Genomic DNA, 23,373 nt, shown 5'->3' with positions numbered 1-23,373 from the left:
TGTATAAGAGACAGGTGCGGACCTGGGCGCCGGGACGGCCGGGGCGCCGCTGTGGGGGACGATCGGGATCCGGACGGTCAGCCCGAGTGAGACCGCCGGGCAGCCGAGGCCGAGCACCCGGGAGGCGATCCATTCGGCCGCGGCCGGTTCCAGCGCGGGCAGCAGGCTCGCCAGCCGGGCGGTGAACCGGTCGGCGAACCAGGTGGAGCCGGGCGCGGCGGGCGTCGTCAGCGCCGGCTCGACCCGCAGCAGCCGTGCCCCGGAGGGCCGCCGGGCGCCGACTTCGGGCGGCACGATGAGCAGGTCGCCCACGGTGACGCCGGGGCCATCGTCGCGGAGCCGGCGAAGGTCGGCGGCCAGCGCCAGCACCCGGACGTCGTGCCCGCCCGGACCGGCCCCGCCCGGACCGGCCCCGCCCGGGGCGGCTTCACCCGGACCGGCTTCACCCGGACTGGCTCCGCCTGGGGCGGTCTCGCCCGGACCGGTCTCGCCCGGATCGGTATCGGCCGGGGCGGTACCGTCCGGATCGGCCTCGATCGGGTAGACCCACCAGCCGACCTCGGTGAGCTCGCCGGTGTCGGCGCGCGGCAGGATGCAGGCGCCGCACCAGACGTGCCCGAAGATGCCCGGCTCGAAGGCGCCGCGGTGTTCCGGCGGGAGGCGCAGCAGCGAGGAGAGCGGGCGGCCGAGGGCCTGGAGCCGTCCGGCGCCGAACAGGTGCTCCGCCGTGTCGTCCCAGTGACTGACGCGACCGCGCCCGTTCAGGGTGATGGCGGTCATCCGCGCCACACCCAGCAGCTCGTCGATGACCATTCGGTCCCCCTCCCCGGAGCGAAGGACGCCCGCCGCTCCCGGCCACTCCTGGTAAAGGGGAGGTTACCTGCTGTTAGAAGATCACTTCAGCGGTATGCGCAAGTCGCCCGGGGTGAGCGCGCGGGCGGAGTGCGAGCCGCCCCTTCCCGGCTGAAGCCCCTTATCAACTGATGGCGTTCCGGGCCACCCCACCAAGCCATCTGACCGCAAAGTGACCGAATGCGGCAGAAGGCACTAATGCACCATTGACACCCACCATCCCCCGGCAGACGATCACGCGACCCCCCATTTGTGATCCCTGCCAGGGAGGCGCAATGTCGCGCACACTGTTCCGGCATCGAAGACTCACCCCCACCCTCGCTGCCGCCGCGCTCCTGATCGGAACGCTGGTGGCGACTCCGGCCCACGCCGGCCCACGCCCCTCGTCCACCGGGGCCGCCGTGGACGTCTACACCGCCGAGCTGACCCCCGCCCAGGTCAAGGTGCTGAACGGCTCCGGCCTCGACCGCGAGAACGTCCGGATCGCCAAGGGCTCGAAGGAGGGCAGCGTCCGCGTCGAGGCCGTGATGAGCACCGCGCAGGCCGCCGCGCTCAACGGGCAGGGCCTCGGGCTCACGGTGAAGAAGGTCGACGGCAAGGACGCCCGCCAGCGCGCGAAGGCCGCCACCACCGGCGTCTTCCGCCCCTACAGCGGCCCCGGGAACATCCACGAGGAACTCCTCAAGGTCGCCGCCGACCATCCCTCCATCGCTACCGCCGTGGACATCGGCGAGAGCGGCGAGGGCAAGCCGATCACCGCCGTCAAGGTCACCAAGGGCGGCGAGCGGGACCGGGGACGGCACAAGAAGCCGGTCGTCGTCTACCAGGCGGCCCAGCACGCCCGCGAGTGGATCACCCCGGAGATGGTCCGCCGGCTGCTGCACCACTACGTCGGCGGGTACGGCACGGACGCCGAGATCACCAAGATCGTCGACACGACGGAGCTGTGGTTCGTCCCCGTCATCAACCCCGACGGCTACGACCTGACGTTCGAGGACGGGTTCCGCCTCTGGCGCAAGAACACCCGCGACAACAACGGCGACGGCCAGATCACCGGCGGGGACGGCGTCGACCTCAACCGCAACTTCCCCTACAAGTGGGGCTACGACAACGAGGGCTCCTCACCCCAGCCCGCGAACGAGACCTACCGCGGCCCGTCCCCCGGCTCCGAGCCCGAGACCAAGGCCCAGACGGACCTCTACAAGAAGGTCCGCCCCAAGTATCTGATCAACTACCACTCGGCGGCGGAGCTGCTGCTGCACGGCGTGGGCTGGCAGGCCCTGACCCGCAGCCCGGACGACGTGATCCACGACGCGCTGCTCGGCGACATCGACAACCCCGCCGTCCCCGGCTACGTGCCCCAGCTGGGCGCCCAGCTCTACACCACCAACGGCGACACCGACGGCCAGGCCGACAACGTCCACGGCGCCCTGTCGATCACCCCGGAGATGGCGACCTGCCAGGCGGCCGCGGAGTCCGACCCCGACGACCAGTGGGAGCCCGGCGACTGCGGCAGCGGCTTCGAGTTCCCCGACGACGAGACGCTCATCCAGAAGGAGTTCGAAAAGAACCTGCCGTTCGCGCTGTCGGTCGGGAAGTCCGCGCACAACCCGGACGAGCCCGTGTCCTCCGTCGGACGCACGGCGCCCGACTTCGAGACCGACGGGTTCGGCACGTCCTACGGCCGCTCGCAGGAGGTCGCCTCGGTGATCCGCCGGTCGCTGCGCCACAAGCGGCTGAACTACCGGATCAACGGCGGCCGCGTGCACAGCGCCCCGGTGCGCGAGTGGCGCGGCGGCGAGCGGTACGGCGACGAGAACGACACCTACTACGGCGAGTTCCGCGGCAAGGTCAGATCGCAGCGGCCCGGCGACAAGGTCGAGGCTTGGTTCACCGGCTGGAAGGGACGGGAACGGGTCGAGAGCAAACACTTCACCTACGGCGTGCGCGACCAGAAGAGGGCGGACGTCCTGGTCATCGCGGACGAGGACTACACCGGCGTCAACCCGACCTACCCACCCGGGACGGACCAGCCCCGGTACGCCCAGCAGTACGCCGATCTCGTCAAGGCCGCCCGGCACAAGCCGCTCGTCTGGGACATCGACAAGGACGGCGTCCCGCACGACCTCGGCGTCCTGAAGCACTTCAAGGCCGTCGTCTGGTACCTGGGCGACAACCGCCTCACCCAGGACGAGGCCGACGAACCGGTGCGATCGGTCATCGGAGACTTCCCCGACTCGCAGGTCGCCGACCGGGCGAAGGACCTGGTCCTGAACGTCAGGTCGTACCTCAACGAGGGCGGGAAGCTCCTCCACGCAGGTGAGACGACCGGATACACCGGCCCGCTCGGCCAGGCGAACGGCGGCGGCATCTACTACGGCCTGAAGGGCCATCCCGAGCGACCGTGCGTGATCACCACGAGCTTCCGGGACGACTGCGAACTGCTGTCGGACGACTTCTTCCAGTACTACCTGGGCGCGTACGCCAGGCAGCACGTCGGGGCCCCGACCGGGTTCACCGGGACGAAGTCGCCGTTCGACGGCGTCGACGCCGGACTCCCCGGGACGTCGACCAACCCGCTGAACGAGGCGGGCGGCTTCCAGGTCACCTCGACCGCCCTGCCCAAGGAGGACTTCCCGCAGTTCGACAGCTGGAAGATCGGCGACTACACGGGCGCCGCCGCGCCCACCGAACCCGTCGAGGGCGAATGGTACGTCGCCGGACCCCACCAGGACAGCGCGTACCGGCGGCTGACCAGGACGATCGACCTGACCGACGTCACCGCCGCGCAGGCCCCGACGCTCCAGGCCCAGGTCGCCTACAGCACCGAAACGGGCTTCGACAACGTCATCGTCGAAGCGCACACCGCCGGCGCCGGCGACTGGACCACGCTGCCCGACAAGAACGGGCACACGAGCACGACCGTCCCGCAACAGTGCGAGCAGGGCTACTACCTCGACATGCACCCGTTCCTCGGCCACTACCTCACGGGAGGCAACCCCTGCGGCAACACCGGAACGTCCGGTGCGTGGAACGCCCTCACGGGTAACTCCAACGGCTGGGTGCCCGTCGCGTTCGACCTGTCCGCCTACGCGGGCAAGCAGGTGGAGGTGTCCTTCGCCTACGTGAGCGACCCCTTCACCGGCGGTACCGGCCTGTTCATCGACGACACCAAGCTCACCACGTCCGACGGCGAACTCGACGCCGAAGGCTTCGAAACCGGCCTCGGCCCCTGGTCCATCCAGGGCGCCCCCGAGGGAAGCCCAGGCAACGCCGAAGAGTTCGTCCGCTCCGAAGCCCTGATCGACTCCGTCTCGTCGGTCGCGACCAGGGACACCATCCTGTTCGGCTTCGGACTGGAGCAGGCCGAACCCTCCGACCAGCGGACCCTGGTCGCGAGGGCGCTGAGGCACCTGCTCCGCTGACCGCCCGGACCCCGGGAGCCCCCGTCGCGCCGGGCTCCCGGGGCCCACCTTCCTTCGATCCGCCGCGTGCCGTGCCCATGGGTCGCCCCATGGGCACGGCACGCCGCCATGCCGGGGGCGTGGCGGGACGCGGCAAACTCCTGGTCATCGACTCTTGGTCATCACCGGTCCGGCGGCTCGTCGCGGAGTGTGACGGACGACACCCGGCGACGGGCAACCATTCGGCCCCTTCCAGGCGTCTTACATAGCAGAACGACCACCGATGGGTGGGAAGCGCCTGATCGAGCACGGCCCGCGACGTCCCGGAGGACGGGGTCGCCCTGGCATAGCCGACTCGCGCACGACCCCTCGGCCCACCCTCCATGCGTGGCCGAGACCCCGAACCCGTCGGGAACGGTGGCACGTACCACTTGAACGGGGGGCGGTTCATCCGCCCGGTCCGCGCGTGCCCCCGAACACGCGCCAGCAAACGGCCTTTCTCGATCCGGGCCACTACCTACGGGGAGCGACGATGACCGCTGTCACCACGCCTGTCCGCCGCAACACGGGTCCCGCCACGGGCCCCACCACCGGCCACGACGACAAGGCCGCCGCGACAGCCGAGAACACGCGACGCTACGAGCGCGACGTCCTGCCGCTCGCCGATCCGCTGTACGCCAGCGCCGTCCGCATGACCCGCAACTCCGCCGACGCCGAGGACCTCGTCCAGGAGACCCTGACCAAGGCGTACGTGAACTTCCACCAGTTCCAGGAAGGCACGAACCTGAAGGCGTGGCTGCACCGCATCCTCACCAACAACTTCATCAACACCTACCGCAAGAAGCAGCGCGAGCCCCAGCGCGCCGGCTCCGAGGAGCTGGAGGAGTGGCAGATCGCGCAGGCCGAGGCGCACGCGTCCGGCTTCCGGTCCGCCGAGTCCGAGGCGCTCGACCGCATCCCCGACTCCGAGGTCGTCACCGCCCTGCGCGCCCTGCCGAAGGACTTCCGGGACGCCGTCTACCTCGCCGACGTCGAGGGCTACCCCTACAAGGAGATCGCCGAGATGATGGGCACGCCCATCGGCACGGTGATGTCGCGGCTCCACCGCGGGCGCAAGCAGCTCCGCGAAGCCCTGTCCGGCCACCCGCGGTCCGACCACGTGCTGGCTGCATAGACCGCTTGGCTGCATAGACCGCTTGGCCATAGACCACGCGCTTATCGCGTAGCAGTCGGCTCCCGGCCTTGAGGGCCCTGCGCCGACGACCCGATCCCGCAGTTGCCCCGTGACTGCGGGATCGCCTGTTTTCCTGCACGATCAGTTATGTAGCGGATACTCTGAGCGATCGTCGGTGCCCTTCCCGCCCTCGACCCCTCGGGAGTGTCGATGCCGAACGTCGTCGCCGCCGTCATGGCGGGTGCGGTGGTCGCCCTCATACCGGCCGCCCCGCCGGAGCCGGCGTCCTCGCTCCGGCTCACCCTCGCCCATCCGGACCGCGGCACGTCCAGGAGCGTCACCCTGCGTTGCGAGCCAACGGGAGGCGGTCATCCGGAGGCGGCGCGGGCCTGCTCGGAGCTGAGCGGATCCGGCGGGAAGATCGCGCACGCGCCGGACGGGCGGATGTGCACGGCGGTCCACTCCCCGGTCACCGCCCGGGCGAAGGGACGGTGGCGCGGAAAACCTGTACATTTCCAGGCCGAGTACGGAAACGATTGCGCCATGCGGTCGCGAACCGGAACGGTTTTCGCCTTCTGACGTCAGGTCGGATGGCCGATGCCGGAACCGTCCGAGTAGGCGCGCCGACCGTGGGTAGGGCGCGCACACGGGTTTACGCGAGCCGCCGGCAATTCGGAAGGATGTGCGCGCGATGCCACCAAGGGTCAGCGACGTGATGACGGCGGCTCCACAGACGCTGCCGTTGGACGCGACGCTGTACGAAGCCGCCCGTATCATGCGGGATCGAGGGATCGGGGACGTCCTGGTCACCTACGCGGGCCGCCTGTGCGGTGTCGTCACCGACCGCGACATCGTCGTCCGGGCGGTCGCCGAAAGCCGGGACACGTCGCTCACCCCCCTCGGCGACGTCTGCACGGCCGAACTGACCACCCTCCACCCCGAAGACGACGCCGGGACGGCCGTGCAGCTGATGTGCGAGCAGGCCATCCGGCGCCTCCCCGTCGTGGACGCCGAGCACCGCCCGGTCGGCATCATCTCCATCGGCGACCTGGCCCTGGCCAACGGCGACACCGGCCCCCTCCCCGAGATCAGCAAGGCCCCACCGAACAACTGACCTCCGATTCGCCCCACCAACACCAAACCCACCCCGGAGCATGACGTCGCACGGCGTTGCGCAGGCTAATGTCGGAGAAGTGACGCCCACCGAATCGGTCCTGACGGATCAGCTCGCGCTGGAGATCGCGCGGCTGGGCATGGTCGGGGAGTCCTCGGACATCGGCACGCTGCACCGGGTCACGGACCTGGCCTCGCGGGCCGTCCCGGGATGCGCCGGCGCGTCGAGCGTGCGCTGGGCACTGCCCCGGCATCTCGTGAACGAGCCGGGTGGCGGGGCCGGCGTCCCGCCGGACGCCGAGCGTGGCCTGACCCGCGTCCCCAGGCAGGACGCGGGGCCGGAGAGCGCGCCGTCCGGCGTCCCGCCGGCGCCCGAGGAGTCCCGGCCGGAGCCGCTGGCCGCCGCGGCCAGCCATCCCGATCTCGCCGAGGTCGTCGAGCGGCAGCTGTCCCGCGGCCGCGGGCCCGTCTTCGACGCGGTGATGGACCGCCGGACGCAGACGTGCGACGACATCCTCGCCGAGACCCGCTGGCCGGAGGCCGTGGCCGACATGCTGCGCCGCGGGGTGCGCTGCTTCACCACGACCCCGCATCTGAACCAGCCGGTCCTGGTCACGCTCACCCTGTACGGGGTGGCGCCCAAGGCGCTCGGCTCCGCCCGGCACGGGCTCGCTTCGCTGCTCATGGCCCAGGGCAGCGCCGCGGTCACCAACGTCCGGCAGTACGACGACGTCCACCGCACCGCGGTGCAGTTGCAGGAGGCCGTCGAGGCGCGTGCCATCGTCGACCAGGCGAAGGGGATCCTCATGCACGCGCTGGGCTGCGACGCCGACAAGGCGTTCGCCGAGATGCGCCGCATCTCGCAGACACGTCATGTGAAGCTCACCGCACTCGCCCAGCGTATCGTCGGTCAACAGGGGCTTCCCTAGGTCATGGATCTAGGCGCATGGGGGTGGGACGCATAAGCTGCGCACTGCGGGGTCCACGGAGATCCGGTCGCGCGGGCCGGAGATAGTGGTCCGACCGGCCCGAAGTGCGGCCCGACCTGGTTCCGTCGTGCGACGCGGACGAGAGGGAGACCGGATGCACGATCAGTTCGACCAGCTCGAACCCGAGACCCTGCTGCGGGAGATCTCGGATCTCGAAGGTCGCATCGGCGAACTGCGCCAGGCCGCCGGTGTGCCCGAACCCGACCTGCGGGCCACGCTGGACGCGGCCCTGGTCGAGCTCGAGCTGGCGCTGACCGTGCTCCGGACCATGGGGACCGAGCACACCGGCGAGCAGGGCGGATCGGCCGCGGCCGAGAACGAGCGGCGGGTGCTGCGCACCGTCTTCCAGGACGCCCCCGTGCCGCTGTTCCTGCTGGACCGCGGCTCGAACGTCCGGCGCGTCAACCGGCAGGCGGCGACGCTGCTCGGCACGCCCGCCGGATACGTGTCGGGCAAGCAGTTCACGGCGTTCTGCGACATGGCGACCCGCGCGGCCGTGCGGTCGCAGCTCGCGGCGGTCGTCCGGACGGGACGGCGCCGCCGCGTCCAGGTCCGCTTCCTCGGACGCGACCATCCCGTCGACGCCGTGGTGACGCTGGCCCGCGTGTGGATCCGCGGCGACCCCGACCCGATGGTCATGGTGGCCGCCGGGCCGACGAACACGCCGCTGAACGACCAGGAACCGTCCGCCGAGCTGGGGAAGGACGGGCAGCGGAAGGACGGGCGGGCGGCGTCCGTCCGGAACGTGTCCACCCGGAACGCGTCCGGCCGGGCCTCTTCCGAGCAGGCCTCCTCCGAGCAGGCCGCCGCCGACCGGTCCGCGTCGGAACGGACCACGCTCGGCCAGGCCGCGTCCGCCGAGTACGCGCCCGCCCGCGAGGGGCCTCCTTTGACGAGGGCGACCCACGCCGCCCCGCCGGACGACGAGGCCGTCGCCACGATCGTCCACCGGATGGACGTCCTCGCCACCGCCAGCGAGCTCCTGCTCGACGAGCCGGTCTTCAACGAGACCGTGGCCGTCCGGCGCTGTGCCCGGCTGCTGGCCGCCGAGCTGGCCGACTGGGCGTTCATCGACCTGACCGGCGGGCACGGCGGGCCCGGGGCGTCCGCGCAGGCCGGCGCGCACGCGGCGGGCACCGCGCCCCCGCTGCGCCGCCAGGTCGTGATGGGGCCGGAGGACGAGCATGCCGTCGAGGCGGCGCGGATGCTGGAAGAGGTCGATCCCGCGCAGGGCACCCTTTCCCACACCGTGTACGTCACCAGGCAGAGCGCGCTGCGGCCGCACGTGGAGGACATCGACGTGCTCGGCAATTGCCCGGACGGCCAGCCCGTCTGCGGCAAGATCGGCGCGACCTCGGTCCTGAGCGTGCCGATCGAGGACGGCGACCACGCCATTGGAACGATCACGCTGGCGGCCAGCGGCGAGTACGGCCCCTTCGACCTCATGGACCTCGGGGTCGTCCAGCGGCTCGGACGCTACCTGGCCCTGGTGATCCGGGCGGCGCGGCTCTACCGGCGCCGCGCCGAGGTCGCCGCGACGCTGCAGGCCGGGCTGCTGCCGAAGACGCTGCCGGCCATCCCCGGTGTGACCGTGGCCGCGAAGTACCTGACGGCGACGAACGGCTCGGAGGTGGGCGGCGACTTCTACGACGTGTTCCGCACCGAGAACGGCTGGGGGATGATCCTCGGCGACGTGTGCGGCAAGGGCGAGGACGCGGCGGCCGTGACCGCGACGGCCCGGCACTGCGCCCGGCTGGCGGCGCGGTGGAAGGCGCATCCGGGCGACGTCCTCGGCATCGTCAACGAGGCACTGCTGGACGAGGACCGGTTCGTCACCGCCGTGATGGCCGGGCTGACCGTCGAGACCGAGCGGGTCGTCGTCTCGCTGGGCACCGCGGGCCACCCGCCGGCGGTCGTGGTCCGCGCCGACGGGGTGATCAGGACGGCGTCGCGCGGCGGCGTCCCGCTCGGCTTGTTCGAGGACTTCGAGCCGGGGCTGGACACGATCGAGCTCGCCGTCGGCGACACCCTCATCCTGCACTCCGACGGGGTCCTGGAGGCGTGCAACATGACGCGGCAGGAGTTCGGGCAGGAGCGCCTGCTGGAGGCCCTCGCCGGTCACGCGGGCGAGACGCCGGCGGGCATGCTCGCCGCGGTGGAGGCGGCGCTGCTGGACTTCTGCGACAGCGACCTGCGCGACGACGTGTCGATGCTCGCGCTCCGCGTGGAAGCCCCGTCCCTCGCCTGACCCGGCCCGCCCTCGACCGGCTCATTGGTGGACTGATGGTCGTTTTATGGGGGTAGATGGCTTTCATGACAGTCGACCCGGCGGACAAACCCCGCAACGAGACCGAGCATGAACGTCTCGACCGGCAACTGGTGGAGTTGCTCCAGGGTTTCCGTGTCGCTGTCACCGGCGTGCAGGTGCTGTTCGCGTTCCTGCTCACCGTGCCGTTCTCCACCCATTTCGACAAGGTCGACGGTGTAGGACTGCCCCTGTTCTACGTCGCCCTGTTCGGGGCGGCGCTGGCTTCGATCTGCTTCATCGCGCCGGTGTTCCACCACCGGATCCTGTTCCGGCTGGGGCAGAAACCGCTGCTGATCCGCCGCGCCAACATGTTCGGGATCATCGGCGCCTTCGCCCTGATGGCCTCGATGACCGCGGCGACCACCCTGATCGTCGAGTCGGTCTCGGAGGCTCCGGCCTGGACGGTCGTCACCGCGGTGGTCCTGGTGTCACTGTGCGTCTGGATGTGGTTCATCCAGCCGTACCTGTCACGCGTGAAGGCGAACCGAGGCCCGAAAACCCCCCGACGCACCTGACGGACGGCCGACCCGGCGCCCCAAGCGGCCCCGGCACCCCGAGCGCCCCGGTACCCCGGCGGTTCAGTACGCGCGGCCGAAGATGACGCGCTTGCCGTAGGCGGACGGGCGGCCGCACCTCACGCACTCGCCGGTCTCCTCGGGCGCGCCGGACGCGATGACCCGGGGTGTCGCGGCGGTCTCGGCCTTGATGTCGTCCTCGCAGGCGGTGTCCCCGCAGTGGAACGCGCGGGCCCACCCGGACGCGACCTGCGCGGCGAACGCGTCCCAGCCGTCCACCACGGCGGTGCCGTCCTCGCGGAACGTCTCGGCCCGGTCCAGCAGGAAGGCGTGGAAGTCGTCGAGCATCCCGGGGAGCAGTTCCGCCAGCTTCTCCAGGGGAATCTGCTCCTTCCCCTGCCCCGGAACCGTCTCCAGCCGCCGGACGACGGTCGCGACCCCGCCCTCGATGTCGCGCTTGCCCAGCTCGACGCGGATCGGGACGCCCCGCATCTCCCACTCGTTGAACTTGAAGCCCGGCGACAGCTGCGGGCGGTTGTCGTCCACGTGCACGCGGACGCCCGCCGCCTTGATCGCCGCGCCCAGCCTGCGGGCCTCCGCGGCGGCCTGCTCGCCCTGCTCCTTGCGCCCGATCGGGACGATCACCACCTGGTACGGCGCGAGCCGCGGCGGCAGGACCAGGCCCTTGTCGTCCCCGTGCGCCATGATCACGCCACCGATCATGCGGGTGCTCATGCCCCAGGACGTGGTGTGCGCGAGCGTCAGCCCGCCCGCCTCGTCCTGGTACTGGATCTCGAACGCCTTGGCGAAGTTGGTGCCGAGGTAGTGCGACGTCCCGGACTGCAGCGCCCGGCCGTCCCGCATCATGCACTCGATCGTGTACGTGCGGACGGCGCCGGCGAACCGTTCACCGGGCGTCTTCTCCCCCGCGACGACCGGCATGGCCGCCAGGTCGCGGGCGAGGCTCGCGTAGGCGTCCAGCGCCCACATCGTCTCGCGCATCGCGTCGTCCTCGCCGGCGTGCGCGGTGTGGCCCTCCTGCCAGAGGAACTCGGTCGTCCGCAGGAACATCCGGGGCCGCATCTCCCAGCGGACGACGTTCGCCCACTGGTTCAGCAGCAGCGGCAGGTCGCGGTGCGAGTCGATCCACTTGGCCATGTACTCGCCGATGACCGTCTCGGACGTCGGCCGCACGATCAGCGGCTCCTCCAGGTCCTTGCCGCCCGCGTGCGTCACGACGGCGAGTTCCGGGGAGAAGCCCTCGACGTGCTCGGCCTCGCGCCGCAGGTAGGACTCCGGGATCAGCATCGGGAAGGACGCGTTGTCGTGCCCCGCGTCCTTGATCCGCCGGTCCAGGTCGGCCTGGAGCAGCTCCCACATCCGGTAGCCGTACGGTCGGATGACCATCGTGCCGCGCACCGGGCCGCGGTCGACGAGCTGCGCCTGCACGACCAGCTCGTTGAACCAGGCGGAGAAATCCTCACTCTGCGGCGTCACACCTTCTCGGCTCACGGCAATCAGGGTACTGACTCGCGGCCTGCCCCGAGGACGCTTCGTCGGCCGCGCCGTCCCTTCGCTACGCTCGCGGGATGCGCTGGTCCCAGATGTTCGTTCCCACTCTCCGCGACGACCCCGCCGAGGCGGACGCGCCGAGCCACCGGCTGCTGCTCCGCGCGGGCTACGTCCGGCAGCTCACCGCGGGTCACTACTCGCTGCTGCCGCTGGCCGTCCGCGTCCGAGCCAAGATCATCGAGATCGTCCGGGACGAGATGAACGCGATCGGCGCGCAGGAGATGCTGCTGCCCGCCCTCCATCCCGCCGAGCCGTGGCGGCGCTCGGGGCGCTGGGAGCTGATGGGCCAGGAGATGTTCCGCCTCCGCGACCGCCGCGGCGCCGACCACGCCCTCGGCATGACGCATGAGGAGATCTTCGCGACCGTCGCCCGCGAGCTGAACTCCTACAAGCAGCTTCCGCAGCAGTGGTACCAGTTCCAGACCAAGTTCCGGGACGAGCCGCGCCCCAAGGGCGGCCTCATGCGGACCCGCGAGTTCACGATGAAGGACGCCTACAGCTTCGACGTGGACCGTCCCGGCCTGGACGCCTCGTTCGAGGCCTACCACGGCGCGTACACGCGGATCTTCGCCCGGCTCGGCCTGCCCGCGCTGGCCTGCGAGGCGTCCAGCGGCACCATGGGCGGCTCCGGCTCGACGGAGTTCATGTGCCCCGCCGACGTCGGCGAGGACCTCGTCGTCCACTGCCCGGCGTGCGGCTACGCGGCCAACATCGAGCGGGCGACGTCCGCGCTGCCCGCCGTGTCCGACGCCCCCGGCCCCGGCTCGCCGGAACGCTTCGACACGCCCGGCGTCCGCACCATCGAGGACCTGCGCGCCTATGACGCGCCCGACGACCGGCAGATCAAGACGCTCGTCTACATCATGGACGGCACGCTGACGCTCGTCCTGCTGCGCGGCGACCACCCGCTCAACGAGCAGAAGCTCGTGGACGCGACGGGCGCCACGGAGATCCGCGCCGCGGGCCCGGCCGAGATCCAGGAGGCCATGGGCGCGCTGCCGGGCAGCCTCGGCGCGGTCGACGCGTTCCTGCCCGCTCCCCTCCCCGTGATCGCGGACGAGGCGCTGCGGGGCCGCCGCGACATGTTCACCGGCGCCAACACCGACGACGTCCACCTGCGCGGCGTCGACGTCGAACGCGACATCGGCGTCGGCAAGTGGGCCGACCTGCGGGAGGTCGGGGCGGGGCAGAGCTGCGTCCGCTGCGGCGAGGCACTGGAGATCCAGCGGGCGATCGAGATCGGCCACATCTTCAAGCTCGGCGACCGCTACGCCCGCGCGCTCGGCGCCGAGGTGCTGGACCCGGACGGCAAGCGCATCCCGCTGATCATGGGCAGTTACGGCATCGGCGTCGAGCGGGCGATGGCCGCGATCATCGAGACCCACAACGACGACCGCGGCATCGTGTGGCCGCTGTCGGTGGCCCCGTTCCAGGTCTGCGTCGTGGCCGCCCAGTCCGACGACGGCGACGTCGCCAAGGCCGCCGAGGACATCTACACCTCCCTGCGCGGCACCGGCGTGGATGTGGTGATCGACGACCGTTCCGAGCGCGCCGGGGTGAAGTTCCGCGACGCGGAGCTGACCGGCATCCCGTACCGGGTCACGGTCGGGCGCCGCGGCCTCGCCGAGGGCATGGCCGAGGTGACGGCGCGGGCCACCGGCGACACCGAGAAGGTCCCGCTGGACGAGGTCGTGGCCCGTGTCCGCTCCCTGGTGAACGCCTGAGCGTCCTATCCTTTTCACCGGGTCTGTCCACCAGGGTCGGGCGATTTCGGGAATCGGGTCATGGCAGAAGTCACCGCAACTGAAGGCCGCTGGACGTTCGACGGCGATCTCCTGCGGATCGTCCCCGGCAACGGACGCGGTGTGCGCCGCCTGCGGCGCGTCCTCGGCGAGCTCGAAGTGCCGCTGGAGGCCGTCGCGGGGATCGCCTACGAGCCGGGCAAGAAGGGCGGCGTCCTGGGGGTGCGGCTGCGGCAGGGCGCCGATCCCCTCCTGCAGGCCGCGGGGAACGCGCTCGACGACTCGTCCTCTCCGTACCGCCTCAACCTGGACAGGGACGCCTCGGCGCTGGCCGAGTACTTCGTCGACGAGGTGCGCAACGCCCTCCAGATCGAGCAGGTCGGCACCGGCCCCGTGGACCGCTACCTGCTCGTCGGCCCCGGCGTGCCGCTCCGGGCGTCCGGCGGCGAGGGGTCGGTCACCTTCGACGGGGAGACCGTCCGGCTCGACTGGAGCTGGATGGCCGAGCAGGCCAAACATGACGCGGGTGCCAAGCAGTTCACGCTGGCGGACATCGTGAAGGTCGAACTGCATCCGGCGGTCGGCCTCGACGGGGGCCACCTGCGGTTCCATATCAAGGGTCAGCCCGCCCCGCCGAAGCCGAAACACGACCCGTACTGCCTGTCGCTGTGGGGCACCAAGAAGGAGAGCGCCTCCGCGATCGCCGTGGCCGCCTCCGTCGTGGCCCGGCTCCCGCACCCGGGCGCGCCCCCGGCCGCCGCGGACGTCCCGGCCCTGCCCGAGGCGGCCCCCGCACCGTCCGAGCCGCCCCCAGCCGGGGACGACCACGAGGTCCTGCTGCGCCGCCTGCGCGAACTGGGCGACCTGCACAAGGAAGGAATCCTCACCGAAGAGGAGTTCACCACCGCCAAGCAGGCCCTTCTGCGCCGCTTCTAGGCGCCGCCAGGCGGCTCCTGGGCCGATAATCCGTTTGACGGGCCCACCGCGCGTTCCCGAGACTCGGCACGGAGGGGATCATCGTGGGTCACGTCGAGGTCGGTCATGTCCAGCACACGCTGCCGGACGGCCGCGTGCTGCTCGACGACGTGTCGTTCCGGGTCGGTGAAGGCGTCACGGCCGCCCTGGTCGGCCCGAACGGCGCCGGGAAGACGACACTGCTCCGCTTGATCGCCGGGGACATCGTGCCCCAGCAGGGCACCGTCGCGCACAGCGGCGGCCTCGGCGTGATGCGGCAGTTCATCGGTGGGATGCGGGACGACTCGTCCGTCCACGACCTCCTGCTCTCGGTCGCACCGCCCCGCATACGCGAGGCCGCGGCGGCCGTCGAGGCCGCCGAACTCGCCATGATGGAACGCGACGACGAGCCGACCCAGCTCAGGTACGCGACCGCCCTCGCGGGCTGGGGCGACGCGGGCGGCTACGAGATCGAGGTCCTCTGGGACGCCTGCTGCGTCGCCGCCCTCGGCGTCCCCTACGACTCGTGCCGCTGGCGCGAGGTGCGCACCCTCTCCGGCGGCGAGCAGAAACGCCTGGCCCTGGAAGCGCTCCTCCGCGGTCCCGACGAAGTCCTCCTCCTGGACGAGCCCGACAACTATCTGGACGTCCCCGGAAAGCGATGGCTCGAAGAGAGACTGCGGGAAACGTCCAAGACCGTCCTGCTGGTCTCCCACGACCGCGAGCTCCTCGACCGGTCCGCCGGACGCATCGTCACCGTCGAGGCGGGCCGCGTCTGGATCCACGGCGGCCGTTTCTCCACCTACGCCGCGGCCCGCCGCGAGCGCAACGAGCGCCTTGAGGAGCTGCGCCGCCGCTGGGACGAGGAGCACGCGAAGATCAAGGAACTGGTCAACACCCTCAAGAACAAGGCCACGGTCAACGACGGTTTCGCCTCCCGCTACCGCGCGGCGCAGACGCGCCTCCGCAAATTCGAGGAGGCCGGCCCGCCCGAGGTCCCGCCGCGCGACCAGAGCCTCGCGATGCGGCTGCGCGGCGGCCGCACCGGAAAGCGCGCGGTGATCTGCCAGAACCTGGAGCTCACCGGCCTGATGAAGCCGTTCGACACCGAGGTCTGGTACGGCGAACGCGTCGCCGTCCTCGGCTCGAACGGCTCCGGGAAATCGCATTTCCTGCGCCTGCTCACGACCATCGCCGAGAACCATCCGCGGGGAGCCGCCCCGGCCGCGTCGGTCGCCCATACCGGCACGGCCCGCCTCGGCGCGCGGGTCGTCCCCGGCCTTTTCGCGCAGACCCACGCCCGTCCCGACCTGGCCGGGCGCACCCCGTGCGAGATCGTCATGACCGAGCACGCCCGCCTCCGCAACGACGCGATGAGCGCCCTGGCCCGGTACGAACTGCAGTACTGCGCCGAGCAGCCCTTCGAAACGCTTTCCGGCGGCCAGCAGGCACGCCTCCAGATCCTCCTCCTGGAACTGGGCGGCGCCACCCTCCTGCTGCTGGACGAGCCCACCGACAACCTCGACCTGGCCAGCGCCGAAGCCCTCCAGGAGGGCCTGGAGTCCTACGAGGGAACCGTCCTGTCGGTGACCCACGACCGCTGGTTCGCCCGCGCCTTCGACCGCCACCTCGTCTTCGGCGCCGACGGCTCCGTCTACGAGTCCCCGGATCCCGTCTGGGACGAGGCCCGGGTGGCCCGCCCCCGCTGACCTGTCCAGCGCTGAGCTGTCCAAGTTGTGATGGGACGGCTAAAGTGCCCGGGTGCGGGTGGTCGTGACTGGGGCGGCGGGGTTCGTCGGGGGGCATGTGGTCGACGCGCTCTCGGCCGCCGGGCATGAGGTGCTCGCCGTCGACGCGCCCGAGCGTTCCCTCGCCCCCGAGGTCGCGCGGCGCAGGTGGGCGGACCTCGCGGCCAGGGCCGGTGTCGCCGCCGCCGAGGTCGATCTGGCGGTGGACGACCTCGATGCCGTCGCCGCCGCGGACGTCGTCGTCCATCTGGCGGGACGTCCCGGGGTGCGTGACTCGTGGGGCGCCGAGCGCGCCATCAGGCGGGACAACGTCCGGGCCACGGAACGGCTGCTCGCGGCCTGCATGCGGCGGCCCGCGACGCTGCGGCCGAAGGTCGTCGTCGCGTCGAGCTCGTCGGTGTACGGGTCCGCGGGACGGCGGCCGAACCGGGAGGGCGACCCGCTGAACCCGGCGAGCCCGTACGCGGCCAGCAAGGCGGAGGTGGAGCGGCTCGCGGAGACGGCCGCGGGCGACGGGCTGCGGACCGTGCTGCTCCGGTACTTCTCGGTCTACGGGCCCCGGCAGCGGCCCGACATGGCGTTCCACCGGTTCGTGGAGACGGCGCTGGACGGACGTCCGCTGCCGGTGTTCGGGGACGGGCGCAGCTCGCGGAGTTTCACGCACGTCCGGGACGTGGTGGCGGCGACGCTGGTGGCGGCGGCCGAGGATCTGCCGCCGGGCATCGCCGTCAACGTCGGTCATCATGAGCCCGTGGCGGTCCGGGACGCGATCGCGATGCTGACCGGGATCCTGGGCGTCCGGGCGCAGATCCGGCGAGAGGCGCCGGTGGCCGGGGACGCGGCGCGGACGTGGGCCGACACCGGGCGCGCCAGGGAACTGCTCGGCTGGACGGCGACGACCGGGCTGGCGGAAGGCCTGGCCGACCAGATCGCCTGGCATCGCGCGGTCCGCGAGGAGGTGCGGGTCGGGTGAGGCACCCGGATCGGCTGAAGCACCCGGATCGGCTGGAGCACAGGGCGGCGTACTTCGCGTTCGACCGGTTCCCGTCCAGCAAAGGGTCGGCGGTGCACATCGCGCAGATGGCCGACGAGCTGTTCACCCGGTTCGGCGGCGGGCTGCTCGGCGCCATCGGCGGTGACGACCTCCCCCGGTACCAGCGGGAGGGAACGCGGGAGATCGCGCGGTTCGACGCGCGGATCCCGAACCTGATCGACCGGGCGGAGGCGTTCTCCGGGTGGGTCGCCGACCACCTGGAGCCGCATCTCGGGTCGCTGGAGGTCTGCCACGTCCGGGATCCGTGGAGCGCGCTGCCGGCGGTGCCGGACGGACGGCGCCACAAGGTCGTCTACGAGGTCAACGGGTTGCCGTCCATCGAGATGAGCCACACCTGGCCTTGGGCCGCGCCCACGACGCTCGGCAAGATCCGTGAACTGGAGCGGTTCTGCCTGGAGCGCAGTGATGCGGTCGTGGTGCCGTCCCGGGTCATCGGGGACGCCGTGCAGGGGCTGGGCGTGCCGGAGAGCAAGCTCCATCTGGTCCCTAACGGGGCGGAGGTGCCCGGCGAGACCGAGCGGCCGGACGGCGCTCCGCCCCGTTACATCGTCTACGTCGGCGCGCTCCAGCCCTGGCAGGGCCTCGACGTGCTGATGCGCGCGTTCGCCAGGCTCGCCGATCTGGACGACCTGCGGCTCGTGGTCTGCGCGTCCGTCCCGGAACGCCGGGCCAAGCCGGTGCGGAGCCTGGCCGAGCGGCTCGGGGTGGACGGGCGGATCGACTGGCGGTTCGAGCTGCCGCACCGCGAGGTGGCGGCGTGGCTGGCCCACGCGGAGGTCTCGGTGGCCCCGCTGACGGGCTGCGCCCGCAATGTCGACCAGGGCTGCGCGCCGCTGAAGGTGATCGAGTCCATGGCGGCCGGTGTGCCGGTGGTGGCCTCGGATCTGCCCGCGGTGCGGGAGCTGATGGCGGACGGGGAGCAGGGGCGGCTCGTCCCGGCGGACCGTCCCGCCGAGCTGGCCAGGGCCGTCCGGATCCTGCTGGAGTACCCGGAGGAGGCCGCCGCCATGGGCCGCCGGGGCAGGCGGAAGGTCGAGCAGACCCTGACGTGGGCGCGTTCCCGCGCCCGGCTCGCCGAGGTCTACCGGACGGTCACGCGACCGGCCGCCGAAGAACGGATGCGGTAGGTGGTTCGTCATGTTCTGGCGTAAGCAGAAGGCCGCCATCGAGCGGTTCCATCCGCTCCACAAGGCGCTGACGCTGGAGAAGGCCTTCTCGGCCTCGCTGCGGCGGGACGACTGGGAGCCGGTGATCCAGAGTCTCGCGCAGCACGAGACCGGGGTCCAGCGGCGCAAATGGAGGCTGCACGAGCGGGTCCCGGGCACCCTGGTCCCGATGCTGCGGGTGCTGGCGGCCGACATGCCGGCGGACGGGACGCTCTCGGTGAACGCGGACATGCGCGGCCCCAAGGTGCCCGAGAAGAAGGGCGACCAGCACTTCGTCCCGACGCAGCCGCCGATCTCGTCGATGAAGCAGTGGTACGAGGTCGACCCGTGGCTGCGGATGCGGGCGGAGCTGCGGGACGGCAGCGTCCTGGAGCTGTCGGTGACCGACCGGATCCGGCACCGCAAGTACCGCAAGCGCACCCTGCGGGGCAAGAACAAGCTCAAGTACAAGTCCAAGACGGTGCAGTTGCTGAGGGTGACGCGGCGCCTGGCGAAGGGCGCGGTCGTCCAGCGGCCCGAGACGCCGCCACCGCCGCGGATCAAGGTCCAGTCCAAGCAGGGCAAGCGGCTGGTGATCCGGGCGTCCGGGAAGTGGAACGGGCCCGAGGAGAAGGGGTCGGCGGTCCGCCGGATCCTGAACGTGTCGACCGAGCCGTTCCGGTGGACGCCGCCCGGCCCGCCCCCGAGGAGTGCCGAGTGAACCGCTGTTCCGTGACCACCGGGTTCTTCGTCCTGGGCCGCTGCGGGCAGGCGGCGGTGGCGGCGTGCCCGCAGTGCGGGCAGGCCGTGTGCGCCGAGCACGCCGGGCCGGACGGCCTCTGCCCCGGATGCAGGACGGCCCGGGGATACGAGACCCAGGATCCGCACGACCCCGCCTGGACGGCCGGCTACCGGCGGCGGTACTACCGGAGCAGCTCCCGCGAATACAACGACGCCGCCTGGTACTCGTCGTTCGACGAATACGACCGCGGGGCCTTCAACCCCGGGGACCAGTACTCCCACGGCGGCGACTGGGGTGCCGACGAGGACATGGGCTTCGTGGACAGCTGATGCCGGAACGCTCACCGCACCGCGTCCTGTGGCTGACCGAGCACTACCCGCCGAGCCGCGGCGGGATGTCCCAGTCGTGCGACCGCATCGTCCGGGGGCTGCGCGCGTCCGGGGTCGAGGTCGACGTCGCGCACCTGACCCGCCGGGCCCGCCCCTGGGGTGTCACGCGCGAGCACGGCGGACGGCTGCTGTCCGCGCCGCTCGGCGACGACCACGAGCACGCGCTCCGCCGGCTGTGGACGGCCGTCACCGCCGAGAACCTCACCGGCTACAGCCACGTGGTCGCGTTCGGCGGCACCTACGCGATGCTCGCCGCGCCCGTCCTGTCCGCGCTGCTGGGGGCGCCGCTGATCACGCTGCTGCGCGGCAACGACATCGACGTCGGGGTGTTCTCGATGCGGCGGCGGGGCGTGCTGGCGGACGCGTTGCGCGCCTCGTCCCGGGTGTGCGTCGTCGCCCGCTCGCATGCGCCGCTGGTGTCCGCGCTGGCCCCCGACGCCGCGGTCACGTACGTCGCCAACAGCGTCGACGCCGCGCAGTGGCGGATCCTGCCGTCCGAGCGGGAGCGGGGCCGCGCCTGGCGGGAGGGGAACGTCCGGCCGGGCCGCCGGACGATCGGGCTCATCGGGCAGCTCAAGGTCAAGAAGGGCGTCGGCTTCTTCCTGGACGCCCTGGCCGCGTCCGGGCACGCCGAGGCGTTCCACCTGCTGCTGGTCGGCGAGGTGGAGGAGTCCGTGACGGAGTGGCTGGCCGGACACGAGGTACCGCACTCGTCCATGCCGTTCCTTGAGCGCTACGACCTCCCGGCCGTCTACGCGGGCTGCGATCTGGTCGCGCTGCCCTCCTTCTACGACGGGATGCCGAACGTCGCGCTGGAGGCGGCGGCGCTCGGCGTCCCGCTGATCGCCTCGGACGCGGGAGGGCTCGCGGACGTCGCCGACGACGAGATCGGGTTCGTGTTCCCCGCCGGCGACGCGCACGCCTGCCGCTCGGCGATCGACCGCGCCGTGCGGGCGGGCGACGGGGAGCTGGCGAAGCTCGGCGCGGCGGGCGCGGAACGCGTCCGCCGCGATTTCACCCCGGCCGCCGAGACCGCCGGCTACCTGGCCGTCCTCGACGCGGTGTCTGTGAACACGGTGTCTGTGAACACGGTGCCTTGAACGCGCGTGCCGGGCCCGGTCCGCTGATCCTCTGCTACGCCTCCGGTGACGGGCTGGGGCATTTGACCCGGCTGCGGTCCGTGCTGCACACGCTGCGGCTGGACGGGCCCGTCACCGTGGTGACCGGGTCGCCGTTCGCGGGTGACGCGCGTGTCACGGGCGGCTGGCAGGTCGCGCGAGGCACCGCCGACATCGCGGAACTCGCGCCGGACGAAGTGATCGTGGACGCGTTCCCGGCCGGCCTCAAGGGCGACCTCGCCCGGGGCCGCATCCCGTCCGCCGCCCGGGTCACGCACCTGGCGCGGCTCCTGCGCTGGGACGCTTACGCGCCGAGGCTGCCCGCCGATCCTCCGCACTTCGACCGCACGTTCGTCCTCGAACCACTGGAAGGCGCGCACGAGGCGTACCTGCGCGGCGTCTCGGACGAGGTCGTGCCGCTGGTGCTGACCGATCCTCCGTCGGAGCCGGTCGACGTGGACGGCTGGCTCATCGTCCACAGTGGGCCGGACCACGAGACGCTCGAACTCGTCGCCTACGCACATGACCTGGCGTCCGTTGAGGGCGTCCGTCCACCGATGACGCTGGTGTCGCCCCAGAGGCCGGACGGTCTGGCCCCGGAGGTCATGCACCTGGACGTCTATCCCGCCTGCCTGCCGGGCCCGAACGTCGAACGGATCGTGACCGCGGCCGGTTTCAACGCCGTCCGGCAGTTCGCCCCCTGGCGCGGCATACACCGGATGCTGCCGTTCCCCCGCAGCCTGGACGACCAGTTCACCCGAGCCGCCCGCGCCAGAACCCCGCGCTGAGTTACCCGCCCGTTGATCTTCAGGCCTTCGCGCGGGAAGCGCTAGCCGGGAAGCCGGAGATCGAACTCGATCTCCACGTCGTCGGCGAGCCGGAGGGCGCCGAAGAACGCGGAGTACGGCTTGATGCCCCAGCGGCTCTGCGTCACGGTGACGCCGCCCTGCACCCGATCGCCGCTCAGGCCCACCCGGATCCGCACGGGCTTCACCCGGCCCATGATCGTGAGGTCGCCCTCGATCAGCTCGTCCCCGGCGATCCCGGTGGAGACGAACGTGATCTGCGGATAGCGCCGCACGTCCAGCACCTTGCGCAGGTTCTTCCCGATCTCCGCGCGGTCCTCGTCGGTCAGGGGCTTCACGCCCCCGGTGCCCTCCCGCACCTCCAGCGCGTCCACGTCGACGGTCACCTCGACGGACGAGCCGTCCAGCGGCTCGCGGGCCTCGACCACGGCGGTCCACCGGGTGGCCTCGATGGTGAGGTCGTGCCCGGCCCGCCGTCCGAGTCCGCTCCTGCCCGTCCTGACCAGCAGCCGCCCATCGTCCGGGCCCAGCTCGTACGTTCCTTCTCGTACCGCCATGCCCTTCACACTGTCACGGGCACCGCCGCGCACCCCGGCGGGCCCCGGGCATGACCCTCACACGCACTTCACCTTGGCCTGGGGGAGGTACTCGGTGTGGAACTTCTCACGGCGGACCTTCCGCCCGTCGTCGAGCAGCGTCCGCCAGACGTCGATCTTGAAGCCTTTGCGGCCGGCCATGGGAACGCACTTGCGCCCCCGCCCCACACCCGTCCCGTGCGGCTCCACCGCGTACCGTCCGGACGTCTTCGACCGCACCTGGTACCTGCGTTCGCCGTACAGGCCGACGGTCAGCGACGAGGCCGTGTAGTCGACCTGGATCCGCACGGGCCGCCCGGTGTCGTTCCGCCACGTGAAGTCGAGCTCCGGATAGGAGACGGCGGCCTCCCGCCCTTCCGGGTACTCCGGCATGTACAGGGTGTGGGCCCGCGACTTCCGGATGTCCAGGCCGGCCCGGAACACCGCGTTGAACAGCGTCGAGGACACCTGGCAGATGCCGCCGCCCACGTCGTTCACCATCCGCGAGCCCATGATGGCCGGGGCCGGCACGTAGCCGCGGCTCTTGGTCCGCGGCCCGACCACGCCGTTGAACGAGAACGTCCGGTCGGGGGCGACGATGTGGCCGTCCAGCATCTCGGCGGCCAGCTCGATGTTGCGGACGCGGGGCTCCCCCGGCGTGAAACGCGTGGTGTAGCTGCTCATCGGCCGCTCCCGCGCGACGGCGCCCGTCCTGCCCGCGCCCGCCGCCCCGGTGCCCGCCGTGCCCGCGTCCGCCGCGTCGGCGGCCTTGTTCTGTAACGACCCGTCCGGCGGGGCCTTGCCGCGGACGGCCAGCGTGGCCGCGCCCGGCTCCCGGGCCGCCCCCAGGTAGGCGCCGAGCAGGAGCCCGGTCGTCGCCAGCGCCCCCGCCACGAGCGGCCACCACTGCCGGACGCACTCACCCATCCTCGGCTGGCGCAGCCTCGGCCGGCGCCCATGGCGCTTCGACCGGCGGGCGTCACACTCCGCCTCCGATTCGTGACGCTCCGTATTGTGCCTATGACGTCGTCGATTCCGGCCAGGCCGGGTCCGGCTCACAGATCACACCCCCCGAGGATCCCCCAACGGATCCTGCAACGGACCTTGCCGCTCCCCCGCGGCCAACGCCCGGCCTTTTACCCGAAGAAGACGAACTCCCGAACAACCCCAGCC

Annotated in this window: 20 protein-coding genes; 16 read left to right on the top strand and 4 right to left on the bottom strand. The window is 71.8% G+C overall.

What is annotated here, in order from left to right; translation table 11 throughout:
* A partial coding sequence (locus tag E1285_RS29465; protein WP_207946912.1) for a PAS domain-containing protein occupies window positions 1-813 on the bottom strand: 813 nt, incomplete at its 3' end.
* 314 nt (window positions 814-1,127) lie between these two features.
* On the opposite strand from E1285_RS29465, the gene E1285_RS29460 reads away from it, so the two are divergent.
* The 7 genes from E1285_RS29460 to E1285_RS29425 all read left to right on the top strand — a co-directional run bounded on the left by E1285_RS29460 (window position 1,128) and on the right by E1285_RS29425 (window position 10,355).
* The gene (locus tag E1285_RS29460; RefSeq protein ID WP_132157797.1) at window positions 1,128-4,277 is read left to right on the top strand and encodes a M14 family metallopeptidase; all 3,150 of its coding nucleotides are present in this window, start codon (window positions 1,128-1,130) and stop codon (window positions 4,275-4,277) included.
* A gap of 511 nt (window positions 4,278-4,788) precedes the next feature.
* Complete coding sequence (locus tag E1285_RS29455; protein ID WP_132157795.1) at window positions 4,789-5,430, top strand: sigma-70 family RNA polymerase sigma factor; 642 nt, start codon at window positions 4,789-4,791, stop codon at window positions 5,428-5,430.
* A gap of 210 nt (window positions 5,431-5,640) precedes the next feature.
* Window positions 5,641-6,009 carry an SSI family serine proteinase inhibitor gene (locus E1285_RS29450; RefSeq protein ID WP_132157793.1) on the top strand — a complete coding sequence of 123 codons (369 nt, stop codon included), beginning with the start codon at window positions 5,641-5,643 and terminating at the stop codon, window positions 6,007-6,009.
* Window positions 6,010-6,121: 112 nt separating this feature from the next.
* A complete protein-coding gene (locus E1285_RS29445; protein WP_132157791.1) occupies window positions 6,122-6,544 on the top strand; it encodes a CBS domain-containing protein in 423 nt (140 codons plus the stop codon).
* A gap of 79 nt (window positions 6,545-6,623) precedes the next feature.
* The gene (locus tag E1285_RS29440; protein ID WP_243723126.1) at window positions 6,624-7,472 is read left to right on the top strand and encodes an ANTAR domain-containing protein; all 849 of its coding nucleotides are present in this window, start codon (window positions 6,624-6,626) and stop codon (window positions 7,470-7,472) included.
* 154 nt (window positions 7,473-7,626) lie between these two features.
* Window positions 7,627-9,780, top strand: coding sequence for a SpoIIE family protein phosphatase (locus E1285_RS47665; protein ID WP_243723125.1), 2,154 nt, complete (start codon window positions 7,627-7,629; stop codon window positions 9,778-9,780).
* A gap of 56 nt (window positions 9,781-9,836) precedes the next feature.
* A complete protein-coding gene (locus E1285_RS29425; protein WP_132157789.1) occupies window positions 9,837-10,355 on the top strand; it encodes a DUF6328 family protein in 519 nt (172 codons plus the stop codon).
* Window positions 10,356-10,418: 63 nt separating this feature from the next.
* Here E1285_RS29425 and proS read toward each other — a convergent pair whose 3' ends face one another.
* Window positions 10,419-11,867, bottom strand: a complete 1,449-nt coding sequence (proS, locus tag E1285_RS29420; RefSeq protein WP_243723124.1) for a proline--tRNA ligase — start codon at window positions 11,865-11,867, stop codon at window positions 10,419-10,421.
* Between the two features lie 77 nt (window positions 11,868-11,944).
* Between proS and E1285_RS29415 the strand changes: the two genes are divergently transcribed.
* The 9 genes from E1285_RS29415 to E1285_RS29375 all read left to right on the top strand — a co-directional run bounded on the left by E1285_RS29415 (window position 11,945) and on the right by E1285_RS29375 (window position 21,607).
* Entirely contained in the window at window positions 11,945-13,651 is a 1,707-nt protein-coding gene (locus E1285_RS29415) for a proline--tRNA ligase (protein ID WP_132157787.1), read from the top strand.
* A 60-nt stretch (window positions 13,652-13,711) separates the two neighbouring features.
* Window positions 13,712-14,605 (top strand): DUF4429 domain-containing protein, encoded by an 894-nt coding sequence (locus E1285_RS29410; RefSeq protein WP_132157785.1) that lies wholly within the window; start codon window positions 13,712-13,714, stop codon window positions 14,603-14,605.
* Between the two features lie 83 nt (window positions 14,606-14,688).
* Window positions 14,689-16,332, top strand: a complete 1,644-nt coding sequence (locus E1285_RS29405) for an ATP-binding cassette domain-containing protein (protein WP_132157783.1) — start codon at window positions 14,689-14,691, stop codon at window positions 16,330-16,332.
* Window positions 16,333-16,384: 52 nt separating this feature from the next.
* Window positions 16,385-17,344 carry an NAD-dependent epimerase/dehydratase family protein gene (locus E1285_RS29400; protein WP_243723123.1) on the top strand — a complete coding sequence of 320 codons (960 nt, stop codon included), beginning with the start codon at window positions 16,385-16,387 and terminating at the stop codon, window positions 17,342-17,344.
* The gene (locus E1285_RS29395) at window positions 17,341-18,552 is read left to right on the top strand and encodes a glycosyltransferase family 4 protein (protein WP_243723122.1); all 1,212 of its coding nucleotides are present in this window, start codon (window positions 17,341-17,343) and stop codon (window positions 18,550-18,552) included. Before E1285_RS29400 ends, E1285_RS29395 begins: the two co-directional genes overlap by 4 nt.
* Window positions 18,553-18,562: 10 nt before the next feature.
* A complete protein-coding gene (locus E1285_RS29390) occupies window positions 18,563-19,291 on the top strand; it encodes a hypothetical protein (RefSeq protein WP_132157781.1) in 729 nt (242 codons plus the stop codon).
* Window positions 19,288-19,641, top strand: coding sequence for a hypothetical protein (locus tag E1285_RS29385; RefSeq protein WP_132157779.1), 354 nt, complete (start codon window positions 19,288-19,290; stop codon window positions 19,639-19,641). The genes E1285_RS29390 and E1285_RS29385 overlap by 4 nt, the downstream gene beginning before the upstream one ends.
* Window positions 19,641-20,801: a glycosyltransferase family 4 protein gene (locus E1285_RS29380; RefSeq protein WP_132157777.1), complete on the top strand. Its 1,161-nt coding sequence runs from the start codon at window positions 19,641-19,643 to the stop codon at window positions 20,799-20,801. The genes E1285_RS29385 and E1285_RS29380 overlap by 1 nt, the downstream gene beginning before the upstream one ends.
* The gene (locus E1285_RS29375) at window positions 20,798-21,607 is read left to right on the top strand and encodes a hypothetical protein (protein WP_243723121.1); all 810 of its coding nucleotides are present in this window, start codon (window positions 20,798-20,800) and stop codon (window positions 21,605-21,607) included. The genes E1285_RS29380 and E1285_RS29375 overlap by 4 nt, the downstream gene beginning before the upstream one ends.
* Before the next feature lie 41 nt (window positions 21,608-21,648).
* Here E1285_RS29375 and E1285_RS29370 read toward each other — a convergent pair whose 3' ends face one another.
* Window positions 21,649-22,182 (bottom strand): YceI family protein, encoded by a 534-nt coding sequence (locus tag E1285_RS29370; RefSeq protein WP_132157775.1) that lies wholly within the window; start codon window positions 22,180-22,182, stop codon window positions 21,649-21,651.
* Between the two features lie 57 nt (window positions 22,183-22,239).
* Window positions 22,240-23,127 carry a VanW family protein gene (locus E1285_RS29365; protein ID WP_132157773.1) on the bottom strand — a complete coding sequence of 296 codons (888 nt, stop codon included), beginning with the start codon at window positions 23,125-23,127 and terminating at the stop codon, window positions 22,240-22,242.
* Window positions 23,128-23,373 lie beyond the last annotated feature (246 nt).

The organism is Actinomadura sp. 7K507, assembly GCF_004348425.1.
Taxonomy (GTDB): Bacteria; Actinomycetota; Actinomycetes; order Streptosporangiales; family Streptosporangiaceae; genus Spirillospora.
The sequence above is the reverse complement of the archived record's forward strand: the minus strand, read 5'-3'. Positions and strand labels throughout refer to the sequence as shown.